The organism is Sphingomonas sp. UYAg733, from assembly GCF_054057355.1.
Genome location: NZ_JBSRZE010000004.1, coordinates 18,085 through 30,482, shown reverse-complemented (window position 1 = coordinate 30,482; position 12,398 = coordinate 18,085). Strand labels below are relative to the sequence as shown.

Below are 12,398 nucleotides of genomic sequence, written 5' to 3'. Positions count from 1 at the left end.
GCACTGACCAATCATCCCGCCGTCCTAGGACGAGCACCTCCTGACAACCTTTGAGATACCGCAAAGCTGGTCGAGTTACCGGCATTGAGTGCAAAGGTAGCCGAGAGGTAGGCTGCCTTACTGCCTCATTATGCCATTGCAACGAGCCATTGGCGTTCATGGCGTGTTCCCTTCACCCGCTCCAACTCCACACAGATATGCATCGAGCGACGGCGAATTCGCGCAACACTCCGGCCTGTGGCCCTTCGCCTTGCGATAATCCCGGTTCGTCCCGCACTCGCTCGCGTGCGCGGCGGGCTGGTCGATATTGCGGCCAGACAACGCAACCAATTGACCCGCTGATGCTTATATCGCCGATGAAAAGTCCCGACGCACCCACCAAACAACTGACTCGATCCTATCGATTGTCGAAGGAGGCGAGCAATTGCCTGACCATCGCCATCGGCAGCCGATCGACCGCCGATGCGGCCGAACTTATCGACGAGGCGGTCAAGCTGGCGACTCGTGCCCTCGAATTGCGCGAATGCGCCTGATCCGCACCTGACCTATCGCGCGCCGCGCGCCGGTGCGCCGGCTGGTACACCGACCGGATCGGCGCGCAGCAGCGACCAGCCCGGCGGCAGATAATCGACCGACATGTAGAAATAGAATGCGCAGCTGCCGTCGCGGCGATAGCTGCCGCCTTTCAATATGCCGAATGCGGTGGTGCCGCTGAACACTGGTGATCCGCTGTCGCCGCCCTTGCACGTCGGCCCCGATACGGTGACCCAGGTCGGCAGACACGCGCCGCCGCAAATGTCGCCGGCCGGCGCGAAATCGGTCAGTTCGACCAGCGCACAACTAAAACCGGTGCGCTCGCCGCGATGGCACACGAAATCTCCCGCCCGCGTCGCGGCGCGGGTACGCTGCCCGGTCACCGGCCGCAGCCGCGTCTTGGCCGTATCCGCGTAGAACAAGGCGGGCAGGGGGCCTGTGCTGCCGTTGATCTGCAGGTCGCGATACCCCCAGCCCCATTGGGCGATGAAATCGAGCGACACCACGCCGTGCTGCGGGTCGCGATAGGATAGCGCGTCGAGGCAGTGCGCGGCGGTCGTCACGCCTTGCTTCTGACCATCACTGACATTGAAGCCGGTGGTGCACAGATAGCGCTTGCCATCGACCGGGCTGACCCCGTCGACCCGTGAGCCGCCCGCCACGTCGAGATTGACATCAACCTGGTTGACCATGCGGATGCGCACCGGCACGCCCGCGATTCCCTCGAATTTGGCCTTGAGTGCATCCGCCCCCGCGGCCGCATTGGCGCCGCCGACGATCACCACCAGCTCGCCGGTGCGCGGGTCGAGCCCCATGCTCGGCGGGCTCGGCAGTGCCGCGCGTATTTCCGCCTGGTGCCAGGTCATCGCCCAGATCACCCGGTCGCGCGTCACCTTCGCGCCGGTGCGAAATATGATCGGCACGGTGGTGCCGCCCGCACGCACGCCCATCGCGGCAACCGGCACGTCGCCGGTCAGATAGACCAGGATGCGATAGGCCGGCTTGTGCTCGATCGCGATGCCCGCGAGCCGGTCGCGGTACATCTCCTCGATCCGGTCGGTCGCCGCGACGCTTTCCTCCTGCGCGGTCAACCGGCGCACCGCCTCGGCGACCGGTACGCCGAACTGCTTCGCATATTCGGCGGCATCGCGCGCGATCGCGTCGGCCGGGGTTTCCATGATCGCCGGGGCTGGCGGGGGTGAGGGCGGGGGCAGGGGAGCATTACTGATGACCGGCGGCGACGGTTGCGTCTGAGCGAAGGCTGGTCCGGTGGACACCGCCATCGCCGCCGTCAGCAGCACCCCGAATATCAACCTCAGCACGCCCTCCCGCTATCATCACCGCAATCGCTTGGCGAGCCACGCCGCGTGCTGTTGCTGTTCACCCATCACCAAACATCTACGCGTTGAAATCCAGTGTGAACGGCGGGGAGATGGCGCCCCGCGTTCCCCCTCGCTAAAGCGCCACCATGCTCCGCCTCACCGAACTGGCCTTACCCCTGCACCACCCGGACGAGGCGCTTCCCGCCGCGATCTGCAAGCGGCTGCGCATCACGCCGCGCGAACTGGTCCGCCACGTCGTCGCACGCCGTGCCCATGACGCCCGCGACAAGACCAACATCACGCTGGTCTATTCGGTCGATGTGAACGTGAAGGACGAATCCGGCGTTCTCGCCCGCTTCAAAAAGGATCGCAACGTCCAGCGCACGCCCGACACGCGTTACCATTTCGTCGCCAAGGCGCCGGAGGGCGGCACCGCGCTCCGCCCGGTGGTCATCGGCGCGGGCCCATGCGGCCTGTTCGCCGGCCTGATCCTCGCCCAGATGGGCTTCCGCCCGATCATCCTCGATCGTGGCAAGGTGGTGCGCGAGCGCACCAAGGATACCTGGGGCCTGTGGCGGCGCAGCGTGCTCAACCCCGAATCCAACGTGCAGTTCGGCGAAGGCGGGGCAGGCACTTTTTCCGACGGCAAGCTCTACAGCCGGATCAAGGATCCGCGCCATCTCGACCGCAAGGTGCTGACCGAATTCGTCAAGGCCGGCGCGCCCGAGGAGATCCTGACCGAAGCGCATCCGCATATCGGCACCTTCCGCCTCGTCACCATGGTCGAAAGCATGCGCGAGACGATCGAGGCGCTCGGCGGCGAATATCGTTTCGAACATCGTGTCGACGGCATCGACATCGCCACCGATGCCGACGGCGCGCGGAAAGTGCGTGGCCTGCACCTCCACAATGGTGAATATCTTGAGGCCGACCATGTCGTGCTCGCGATCGGCCACAGCGCGCGCGATACCTTCGCCATGCTCCACGCCGCCGGCGTCCATGTCCAGGCCAAGCCCTTCTCGATCGGCGTGCGCATCGAACATCCGCAATCCTGGATCGATACCGCGCGCTTCGGCGCCAGCGCCGGGCATCCGATCCTCGGCGCGGCCGATTACAGCCTCTCGCACCACTGCAAGAACGACCGCACCGTCTACAGCTTCTGCATGTGTCCCGGTGGCACCGTCGTCGCCGCGACGTCGGAGGAAGGGCGTGTCGCGACCAACGGCATGAGCCAATATTCGCGTAACGAACGCAATGCCAATTCCGGGCTGGTCGTGGCGATCGACCCGGCGCGCGACTATCCCGGCGACCCCCTCGCCGGGGTCGCGCTGCAACGCCATTGGGAATCGCGCGCTTATGTCGCGGGCGGATCGACCTACAAGGCGCCCGCGCAGCGCTTGGGCGATTTCCTCGCCGGTCGCCCCTCCACCGCACTGGGTCAGGTGATTCCGTCCTACCGTCCCGGCGTGCACATGACTGACCTTGCCGAATGCCTGCCGGAGTTCGCGGTGACCGCGATGCGCGAGGCGCTGCCGGTGTTCGGCCGCCAGATTCCGGGCTACGACCATCCCGATGTGATCCTTACGGGGGTGGAGACGCGCACCTCATCGCCGGTGCGTTTCACGCGCGGCGGCGACCTGCAAAGCCTCAACACCGTCGGCCTTTTCCCCGCCGGCGAAGGCGCCGGTTATGCCGGCGGCATCCTCTCGGCGGCGGTCGACGGCATCAAGATCGCAGAGGCGGTCGCGTCGAGCCTGACCGGCGCGCCCATTCCGCTGAACCGCTGAGGCGTCGCATTGTCGGGCCACCATTTTCGCGGCTAAGCACGCATTCCATGGGAGCGCACGACATGCGGATCGGCAGGCGGGGAATGATGGCGGGCGCGGCGGCGCTGTTCGGCGCGAACGCACGCCGCGCAGTGGCGTCGGCGCCCTCGCGCGACTGGAAGGCGCTTGGTGACGACGTAAAGATCGAGATGACATGGGCCTGGGATCTTTATCGCCAGCATGCCTGGGGCAAGGACGAGATCAAGCCGGTCAGCGCCACCAATTCCAGCTTTCCGCTCAAGGCCCATCATCTCGGCCTGACCCTGATCGAGGCGCTCGACACATTATGGGTGATGGGTCTCGACAGCCGCTTTCAGGACGGGGTCGACTGGGTAAAAGCCAATGCCGATTTCGACGTCGATGGCGAGGTGTCGGTATTCGAAACCTCGATCCGCCTTGTTGGCGGGCTGCTCTCGGCGCATCATGCCAGCGGCGATGCGGTGCTGGTCGCCAAGGCGCGGGACCTTGCCGACCGCTTGCTGCCGGCGTTCGATACGCCGACCGGTTTCCCCTATCGCTTCATCAACCTCAAGACCGGGGCGGTGCGTGACGCGGAAACCAATCCGGCCGAGATCGGCACCTTTCTGCCCGAATGGGGCACGCTCAGCCGGCTGACCGGTGACCCGCGCTATCATGACGTGACCCGGCGCGCGATGATCACGCTGTTCGAGAAACGCTCGAAGCTCGATCTGCTCGCGGTCAAGATCGACGCACGCACCGGGGAATGGCTCGACCGCCGCGCGACAGTCGGTTCCTATGCCGACAGCTATTACGAATATCTGTGGGACAGCTGGCAATTGTTCGGCGACGGGGAATGCCGCCAAATGTACCAAGTCTGCACCGCGGCGATCCTGCGCCATCAGCAGCAATGGCGCGACGGCAAGTTATGGATTGCCGATGTCGATTTCGAAACCGGCAAGGTGATCAACGCCGAACAGGACGAACTCGCTTCCTTTTATGGCGGGCTGCTCGCGCAGGGGGGTGCGATGAAAGAGGGTGCGGCGCTCACCGAAAGCTGGGCCGCGCTACAGGATCGTTTCGGCGTGCTGCCCGAGGGCTATGACTATGCCGCCGGCAAGCCGATCGCGGTCGGCAACGCGCTGCGCCCCGAACTCGCCGATGCCGCGTTCAACCTGTGGCTGCTCGATCGCAACCCACGCTGGCGCGAAGTTGCCCGCACCCATTTCCTCGCGATGAAGCGCTGGAACAAGGCCGAATACGGCTATACCGACCTCGCCGACATCACCAGCGATCCCAAGCGCCAGGCCGATCATTGCCCCGGCTATTGGTGGTCCGAACAGATGAAATATTATTATCTGATGTTCTCGAACACCAAACGGTTCGACTATAAACGCAACTATCTCACCACCGAAGGCAATGTGTTGCTCGGCTTCCGCCGCGGGGCGTAGCGCCGGGATAGCCACGCTTTCCGTCGTCCGTCTCGCGTCATCGCCTGGCCGTCAGCGAAGCAGAGTGCTCACGCAGCGGCGCGGCATGTTGTTATTCGTCATGTCAAAGAGCGAGACGGCGGTGGGCAAGGGTGCCGTCAAGGGCTGTGCTAGCGGCGAGACGGGCGAGATTGAATCGGCGGAATGGCTTTGTTTCGAGCCGAAGCGCTTTCGATGCGACGCAATTGGGATGCCGCCTTCCCGCAGCTGCGGGAATTTCTGCGGGAACAGCTTTTTTTGAGCGTTCTGCGGGAAGCTGCGGGAAAAACTGCGGGAAAATCGGCGGGTCTGCACGGGAATTTTGCGGGCGCTTTGCGGGAATATCGGGAAATGGCGGGGGCGGAAGTCATGGTTTTCCGGTTCCGAGTCAGCTGATTCAAATGGTCGGCCGATGGGGCTTTGCCATCACGCGGGGCACCTCCGCCGGAAAGCGGGCATGCCCACATTGAACGGCGATCTGAATCGAGCCGGCATGCAGCCGGATATCGCTCGGACCTGGGCGACCGCCTCTGCGGACCATAAGCTCCCGGAGAATCGAAAGGCCGAACCACGCCCATCTTTCCCGACGACGTTTTCACCGAACCGAGCGATGCCGACCTCGATACGCTCGCCAATCTCGGCCCGCTGCGTCGGCTCGCCGGTACATGGGAGGTGCGCAAGGGTGTCGATCTCATCCCAAGGCCGATGGGCCGGAGCGTCGCACCTTCATCGAGCGCATCGTTTTCGAACCGATCGATCCGCAGGCCAACGGGCGGCAGCTCTTCTATGGCTTGCGTTACCATATCCACATCACGACCGAGGAAGAGGACATCACTTTCCACGATCAGATCGGTTATTGGCTCTGGGAGCCGACGACCGGCCTGATCCTGCAGACCGTCGCCAATCCGCGCGGCCAGGTCGCGATCGCCTCGGGTCAGGCAAGCGCCGATGCCGATCATTTGTCGCCGGTCGCCGAGCGCGGCCAGACCGAATACGGCATCTGCTCGACCGCCTTTCTCGAATACGCCTTCCGCACCGACCGTTATCAGATCGACGTGACCTTCAACCCGAATGGCAGCTGGAGCTACATCACAGGCACCATGCTGACCGTGCACGGGCGAAGCGAACCCTTCGCGCACCGCGATGGGAACACGCTGCTGCGGGTGGAGAGGGCCAAACCCAATCCGTGGTTTCAGATCGTTGCGGCGAAGAGAGCGGGTTACGCAAATGCCTGCGGCGTGACGGAAATTGGGTGGATAGCAGCCGCCTTAGCCCGTAAGCTGGAAGTTATGACCAAACTGCATCTTGCTGGTTCGATCGCGTTATGCACTGCGGCATTCGCCACAGGTATCGCGGTTAAGAGCTGGTGGCTGGATCATCGTCTCCGGGAAAACCCATGCTCGGTTCGGACGTGGCAGCCGGAAATAGGCTACATTGACCAATCGCTTGACGATCGTAATTGCCTGCCACTGGGGAAGCCGCAAAAGTTCAGGGGCGAGTGGAATGATTTCGCAATGGGCGGCGGTTTTCGCGCCGACGGTGACGCCTCGAACACGATTTACGACCTTAGCGCAGACGGCACGACAAGAGCGCGGTTACAATGGTTAGCGGGAAGTCGTGCGGCACCAGAGTTCTTCTCCGGACACAGATATCGGATAGAGTTCATTGGCAGAGCGGGTCGTCGGGGCAATGGTTTGATCGATGCACGACCTGACGTGATCGTCATGGATGACATCGTTTCAGCGAGCATGCTGCGCCCCACTGAAAAAATGAATGGCCGCTAATCGACAGTCGCCATTCGACCGATCTGCACCACCTCTTGTACGTGGCGGCGAAAGCGTATCATCGAACGGCGGTTCGCGCCCCATTCAGACGATAGACAGTACCGCCCTTCATCACGAACTGCACCTGCCCGAACTGAGCAGGGTCCTTCAGCGGATCGCCCGCAACCGCGACGATATCGGCATAGCGACCGGTTTGCACCGATCCGATCAGATCCCCCGCGCCGATCAGGTCCGCCGCGTTGCGCGTTGCCGCGAACACGGCGTCGATCGGCGCCATCCCGTTGCCGATCAGCAAGCCGAACTCCATCGCGTGATCGCCTTCGCCAAGATCGGTGCCATAGGCGATCTTGACCCCCGACCTGATCGCCAGCGGCAGGTTCTTCTTGGGCAGTAGATCGTTCGCCAGTTCCTTGGCAGCCGTGCCGGGTCGGAGCAGTTCCGGGTGATCGCGCGCGGTCGCGTAGAAAACCTCGTACACCGTCAATGTGGGCACGAGATAAGTGCCGCGCTGCTTCATCAGCGCGAAGGTTGCCGCCTTGGCGAACGACCCGTGCTCGACCGAATCCACCCCGGCGCGAACAGCGTTCTCGATCGCGCCCGCAGGGTAGATATGTGCCGCCACCTTCATGCCAAGCGCATGGGCGGTCTCCACCGCGGTCTTCATCTCGTCGTTGGTCATGAGCTGCTGATGCGGGTCGTCACCGGTCGAGGCGATGCCGCCGGACGGCATGATCTTGATCAGGTTCGCTCCACGGCGCTGATGTTCGCGCACGCGGATGCGCGCCTGTTCGGGCGTATCGACAATCCCGTTGTCCCATCCCGCATGGGTGAGATTGCCGTCCAGTCCACTGCGCGGGTCGCCATGCCCCGCGGTCGGGCCGAGCGGTTCGAGCGACACCCATAGCCGTGGTCCCTCGATCTTGCCGCTGTCGATCGCGTCGCGCACCGCGACGGTATCGTCGCCACCCCCGACATCCCGCGCACTGGTGAAGCCCTGTTGCAGCATCTGGCGCGCGAACATCGCCCCGTCGAACGCCCGGTCGAGATCGGAATGGGTGAGCCAGTCCTCGGTGGCGTTGGCGCCGCTCGGCAGCTTGGCGGAAATATGGACATGCGCGTCGATAAAGCCGGGCAACACCGTGGCGGTGGACAGATCGATGATCTCCGCGCCGGCCGGGGACTGATAGCCCGGCTGCACGCTGATGATTCGATCGTCGCGGATCAGGATCGAAACCTGATGTGCCGGCGTCGCGCCATTGCCATCGATCAGCGTGCCGGCATGGATCACGACATCCTTCGCCAGCGCGGGCACCGATAAAAGCGCGACCCCCGCGATACCCAAAGTCGCCAATCGCCGTGTCATGATGCGCCCCTTATATATCAGGCGAGGGGTGGCATGGCTGACCCGCGGTGGCAATCTCGACTGGGCGGGCTACTGGGATTGCCCGGGTTTCGTGGATAAACATCGAAAATCCGCGGTGACGGAAACAATCGGAGAGCCTGAAATGGACACGCTGCACCTCGTCGATCCCGAACTCCGCCCGTTGCTTCAGGCGTGGCCGACGATGACGATCACCGAGGAGAACCTCGTCGCGCTGCGCAACCGCGAATTGCCGCTGCCGCCGATCGACACCAGCACAACGGTGCTGGAGACACTGACCGTCTCCGGGGCCGAAGGCGCACCCGCGATCGGCCTGCACATCTACAAGCCGAATGTTTCGACTGGGCCGCTGCCTTGCATATACCATATCCATGGCGGCGGTTTCATCAGCGGCGCGGCAAAGGGTCTCGAAGCGATTCATCGCCCGATGGTCGCCAAGCTCAACTGTATCCTCGTCTCGGTCGACTACCGCCTCGCGCCCGAAACCATCTTCCCCGGTGCGATCGAGGATTGTTATGCCGGTCTCGCCTGGACCTTCGCCAATGCCGATCGGCTCGGCATCGATGCGACGCGGATCGGGGTGATGGGCGAAAGCGCGGGCGGCGGTCTTGCCGCGGCACTCGTGCTGCTCGCGCGCGACCGCGGCGAGTATGCTCTCGCCTTCCAGCATCTGATCTACCCGATGATCGACGACCGCACCTGCACATCCACCGATCCGCACCCGGTCACCGGCGAATTCATCTGGCACGCGCATAATAATCGCTTCGGCTGGACCGCGCTGCTCGGCCGCGAGCCAGGCGGGGAGGGGGTGTCGCCCTATGCCGCCGCCGCCCGCGCGCAGGATCTGGCGGGCCTGCCGCCGACCTTTATCGCCACCGGCGGTCTCGACCTGTTTCTCGAAGAGGACATTGAATATGCGCGCCGCCTGATGCGTGCCGGCGTGCCGACCGAACTGCACGTCTATCCCGGCGGGTTTCATGGTTTCGACATCATGCCGGGCACGCGCGTCGGTGGCGCGGCCAAACGCGATAGCCGCGCCGCGCTGATGCGTTTCCTCGAACAAAAAGCCTGACCATGGCCGGCGCATCATTTCAGGCCGCTTCGGGCCAACCTATCGGATAGGTGTTGTAATGGTGCCGCGATCCGCTATGGCGTGTGCACGACCGAAAGAGTCGAGGGAGAGCGCCATGGAAGCCTTGCTGAAGCAGACACCGGTTCAGGCCGTGGTTGTCGCTCCCGAAATGACCACCTTGATCGGTATCGGCTGCATCGACGGCGTCGTGCTGCCCGCCGATTCCGCTTTGCTCGTCTTCTGCTTTGGCGGTGTCGGCTTGCCCGCCACGCTGCGCATCGCCCATGACGCCGGTGCCGAGCCACTCGGCCAGGCGGCGGAAGGTGCTGCCAGCCTGTCGCTGGTCGTGACGCACGAAGTGCTTGGCCGCTTGTTCGGCTGGGATTCGGCGGCCGAGCATGGTCGGCGCTATCACCTGACGTCAGAACAGCGCGCGATCGGCCTGGCGCTGCGCGATTATCCGCCGGGCACTTTTTGCGAAGCTTATCGCACCGGCAAGAGCATCGAATTGCTGTGCGAAACCGGCCGCCTTCTTGCCGATGGCGATCTCGTTCCCGTGGCTGTCGATGGCGTATTGTCGCTCGCCGACAGTCGTCGCCTGGTCGATGCGCGGCGCATCATCGACGAACGCTGGTCGGAGAAACTGACGCTCGATGGCCTGGCGCGTGCCTGCGGCATGAACCGCGCCAAGCTGACCCGGGGTTTCCGCGAACTCTATCGCTGCACCGTCGCGGAGGCCTTGGCCGAACGCCGCCTTGCCGAGGCGAGCCGCCGCCTGCTCTCGACCGACTTGCCGGTATCGAAGATCGGCTATGAAAGCGGTTATCTCAACAATGCCAGTTTCGCGCGCGCCTTTGGCCGCCGTTTCGGGGTTTCGCCCAGTGAATATCGCGGCCGAACGCTCGCCGCGTGACGGTTTCTCGGCGCGGGCCGAGCGACCTGTCCTGCGCCGCATAAGCGTCGCCGGGAGAATTGCGTGTCCGACATGACCACCGACGGCGGCGGATCGCTGGTCCGTCGCGCGATGGACGCGGTCAACGCCCATATCGTCGATCACAAGCTGCACGTCGGCGACACGCTGCCGGGCGAAGGGTGGTTCGCCGAACAGCTCGGCGTCAGCCGCGCGGTGATGCGCGAGGCGTTCGGCGCGCTCGCCGCGCTCGGCCTGCTCAATGTCGGCAATGGCCGCCGCGCCCGGGTCGGCGCGATGGACGGATCGGTCATGGCGACCTCGCTGACCCATGCGATCAGCACCGATCAGGTTAGCGTATCGGAGATCTGGGACGTGCGCCGGACGCTCGAAGTGCGCACCGCTGCGCTCGCCGCCGAGCATCGCAGTGACGAGGATGCGGCGCGCATCACTGAGCTGGCTGAAGCAATGGCCGGCGACGATGTCGATATGGCGCTGATCACGCGCTACGATATCGAATTCCACCAGCGCATCGCCCGCGCCGGCGGCAACGCGCTGTTCGTGCAGATCGTCCAGTCCTTCGCGCCCTTGATGCAGATCGCGGTGCCCGCCGCGTGGCGCACACGCGTCTCGATCGAACGGCGCGGGCTGATGATCGAACGCCATCGCGCGATCGCCACCGCGATCGCCGCGCGCGACCAGATCGCCGCACGGGTCGCTATGGAGGCCCATTTCGACGCCTCGGTCGGCGCAGTGCTCAGCGAGCTGGTTTAGTCCCGCAATTTGGTCCGCCACAGGCTGGCGGCAAGCAGCAGCGACACGATCGACGCGCCGATCCACACCCAGATCGCCGCACTGAAATCATAATGCCGCACGCCGTCGACCATGGTCATGCCGTTGTCGATGAGCTTGCCGCTGACCCGCTCCTGAATTGCAGCGCCGAGATAGGAGAACACGCCGACCATGCCGAGCGCAGCGCCCGCGACGCGTTTCGGGCAGATATCGATCGCGAACAGCCCGCCGATCGACGCGAACAGCCCGGTCATGCCGAGCCCGAACAGGATCAGCGCGAACACCGTCCACAAGGTGCCTATGGGTCCGAAGAATAGCAGCACCAGTCCGGCAATCTCGACCAGGCCGAAGATCAGGTTCACCGGCGGCCGCCGCGCGCCGAAGAAGCGGTCCGAAATATATCCGAAGCCGACCGAGCCGATGATGCCGGCGACCGTGCTCGCCGCGAGCATCGATCCCGCCGCGGCCAGCGAATAACCGCGCGCTTCCTGCAGATAAAGCACGCCCCAGCTGTTGATCGCGTAGCGCGTGACATAGATCGCGGCACTCGACAGCGCGACGATCCACACCGCCGGGATCTTCAATATCTCGAGCTGATCGGCGAATGTCGCCTTGACCGGCGCGACCCGCGCTGCGGTGGGATCGTAATGGTCATCCTTCCAGTCGGCGACCGTCGGCAGGCCCAAAGTGCGCGGCCGGTCCGCCATTGCAAAGTAACACGCGCCCGCCGTTACGATCACCGCGACCGCCGGTCCCCAGAAACCCCATTGCCAGCCAAGCGCCCCGACCAGCACCGAACCCAGCGCGAAGGTCAGGCCCTCGCCGACCGAATGCGACGCCGCCCAGATGCCGTAATAACGGCCGCGCTCCCTGTTCGAGAACCAGCTCGCGATCGACACGATGCTGGCCGGCGCGCCATAGCTCTGGAACCACCCGTTCAGGCCCCAGAACAGCGCCGCGAGCCACACCGTGGTCGCGAAACCCATGCCGATATTGCACAGCGCCGACAGCAACAGGCCCATCGCCATGAACAGCCGCGCATTGGCATGGTCGGCGATGAAGCCGTTGATCAGCTTGCCCGCCGCATAGCTGTAGAACAGTGCCGAACCGATCTGGCCGAGGTCGTCGGGCGTAAAGATATTGGCGTCGATCAGCGGTTTCTTGACCACGTTGATCGCCAGCCGGCAGGTATAGCTGAACGCGTAACCCGCGGTGATCGCGATGATGATGCGCAGGCGGTAGCGGCGGAAGGTGGAGTCGATATCGATATCTGTTCGGATCGGTTGATCGGGCTCTGTCGCGAATACGCCCAGCATCGCGACTCTCCCCCGCCGTCGCCGCCGGTCGTTA

General features: G+C 64.2%; 11 protein-coding genes. 8 read left to right on the top strand and 3 right to left on the bottom strand.

The features are described from left to right. Nucleotides 1-356 precede the first annotated feature (356 nt). Nucleotides 357-533 (top strand): hypothetical protein, encoded by a 177-nt coding sequence (locus tag ACVWZA_RS09235; RefSeq protein WP_457310907.1) that lies wholly within the window; start codon nt 357-359, stop codon nt 531-533. A gap of 12 nt (nt 534-545) precedes the next feature. Here ACVWZA_RS09235 and ACVWZA_RS09230 read toward each other — a convergent pair whose 3' ends face one another. Beyond that, nucleotides 546-1,856: a hypothetical protein gene (locus ACVWZA_RS09230; protein ID WP_457310906.1), complete on the bottom strand. Its 1,311-nt coding sequence runs from the start codon at nt 1,854-1,856 to the stop codon at nt 546-548. Nucleotides 1,857-2,002: 146 nt separating this feature from the next. Here ACVWZA_RS09230 and ACVWZA_RS09225 point away from each other — a divergent pair, with 146 nt between their 5' ends. The 4 genes from ACVWZA_RS09225 (at nt 2,003) to ACVWZA_RS09210 (ending at nt 6,893) form a co-directional block, all read left to right on the top strand. Further along, nucleotides 2,003-3,643, top strand: a complete 1,641-nt coding sequence (locus ACVWZA_RS09225; protein ID WP_457310905.1) for an NAD(P)/FAD-dependent oxidoreductase — start codon at nt 2,003-2,005, stop codon at nt 3,641-3,643. Between the two features lie 62 nt (nt 3,644-3,705). Continuing rightward, entirely contained in the window at nt 3,706-5,091 is a 1,386-nt protein-coding gene (locus ACVWZA_RS09220; protein ID WP_457310904.1) for a glycoside hydrolase family 47 protein, read from the top strand. A 183-nt stretch (nt 5,092-5,274) separates the two neighbouring features. Further along, entirely contained in the window at nt 5,275-5,505 is a 231-nt protein-coding gene (locus ACVWZA_RS09215; RefSeq protein ID WP_457310903.1) for a hypothetical protein, read from the top strand. Nucleotides 5,506-5,774: 269 nt separating this feature from the next. After that, on the top strand, nt 5,775-6,893 hold the full coding sequence (locus ACVWZA_RS09210) for a heme-binding beta-barrel domain-containing protein (RefSeq protein WP_457310902.1): 1,119 nt from the start codon (nt 5,775-5,777) through the stop codon (nt 6,891-6,893). A gap of 58 nt (nt 6,894-6,951) precedes the next feature. On the opposite strand, the gene ACVWZA_RS09205 is transcribed toward ACVWZA_RS09210, so the two are convergent. After that, nucleotides 6,952-8,256: an amidohydrolase family protein gene (locus ACVWZA_RS09205; RefSeq protein WP_457310901.1), complete on the bottom strand. Its 1,305-nt coding sequence runs from the start codon at nt 8,254-8,256 to the stop codon at nt 6,952-6,954. A gap of 142 nt (nt 8,257-8,398) precedes the next feature. On the opposite strand from ACVWZA_RS09205, the gene ACVWZA_RS09200 reads away from it, so the two are divergent. The 3 genes from ACVWZA_RS09200 to ACVWZA_RS09190 all read left to right on the top strand — a co-directional run bounded on the left by ACVWZA_RS09200 (nt 8,399) and on the right by ACVWZA_RS09190 (nt 11,030). Then, entirely contained in the window at nt 8,399-9,346 is a 948-nt protein-coding gene (locus tag ACVWZA_RS09200) for an alpha/beta hydrolase (protein ID WP_457310900.1), read from the top strand. A gap of 115 nt (nt 9,347-9,461) precedes the next feature. Continuing rightward, on the top strand, nt 9,462-10,259 hold the full coding sequence (locus ACVWZA_RS09195; RefSeq protein ID WP_457310899.1) for a helix-turn-helix transcriptional regulator: 798 nt from the start codon (nt 9,462-9,464) through the stop codon (nt 10,257-10,259). A gap of 72 nt (nt 10,260-10,331) precedes the next feature. Continuing rightward, nucleotides 10,332-11,030 (top strand): FadR/GntR family transcriptional regulator, encoded by a 699-nt coding sequence (locus ACVWZA_RS09190; protein ID WP_457311151.1) that lies wholly within the window; start codon nt 10,332-10,334, stop codon nt 11,028-11,030. Here the strand turns inward: ACVWZA_RS09190 and ACVWZA_RS09185 are convergent. Continuing rightward, nucleotides 11,027-12,364, bottom strand: a complete 1,338-nt coding sequence (locus ACVWZA_RS09185; protein WP_457310898.1) for an MFS transporter — start codon at nt 12,362-12,364, stop codon at nt 11,027-11,029. The two genes, ACVWZA_RS09190 and ACVWZA_RS09185, sit on opposite strands and share 4 nt — an antisense overlap. Nucleotides 12,365-12,398 lie beyond the last annotated feature (34 nt).

Bases quoted from the DNA above. Each gene is read 5' to 3' on its own strand.
- ACVWZA_RS09200 (WP_457310900.1), top strand. From the start codon at position 8,399: ATGGACACGCTGCACCTCGTCGATCCCGAACTCCGCCCGTTGCTTCAG.
- ACVWZA_RS09190 (WP_457311151.1), top strand. From the start codon at position 10,332: ATGACCACCGACGGCGGCGGATCGCTGGTCCGTCGCGCGATGGACGCG.
- ACVWZA_RS09225 (WP_457310905.1), top strand. From the start codon at position 2,003: ATGCTCCGCCTCACCGAACTGGCCTTACCCCTGCACCACCCGGACGAG.
- ACVWZA_RS09220 (WP_457310904.1), top strand. From the start codon at position 3,706: ATGCGGATCGGCAGGCGGGGAATGATGGCGGGCGCGGCGGCGCTGTTC.
- ACVWZA_RS09195 (WP_457310899.1), top strand. From the start codon at position 9,462: ATGGAAGCCTTGCTGAAGCAGACACCGGTTCAGGCCGTGGTTGTCGCT.
- ACVWZA_RS09210 (WP_457310902.1), top strand. From the start codon at position 5,775: ATGGGAGGTGCGCAAGGGTGTCGATCTCATCCCAAGGCCGATGGGCCG.
- ACVWZA_RS09185 (WP_457310898.1), bottom strand. From the start codon at position 12,364: ATGCTGGGCGTATTCGCGACAGAGCCCGATCAACCGATCCGAACAGAT.
- ACVWZA_RS09235 (WP_457310907.1), top strand. From the start codon at position 357: ATGAAAAGTCCCGACGCACCCACCAAACAACTGACTCGATCCTATCGA.
- ACVWZA_RS09215 (WP_457310903.1), top strand. From the start codon at position 5,275: ATGGCTTTGTTTCGAGCCGAAGCGCTTTCGATGCGACGCAATTGGGAT.
- ACVWZA_RS09205 (WP_457310901.1), bottom strand. From the start codon at position 8,256: ATGACACGGCGATTGGCGACTTTGGGTATCGCGGGGGTCGCGCTTTTA.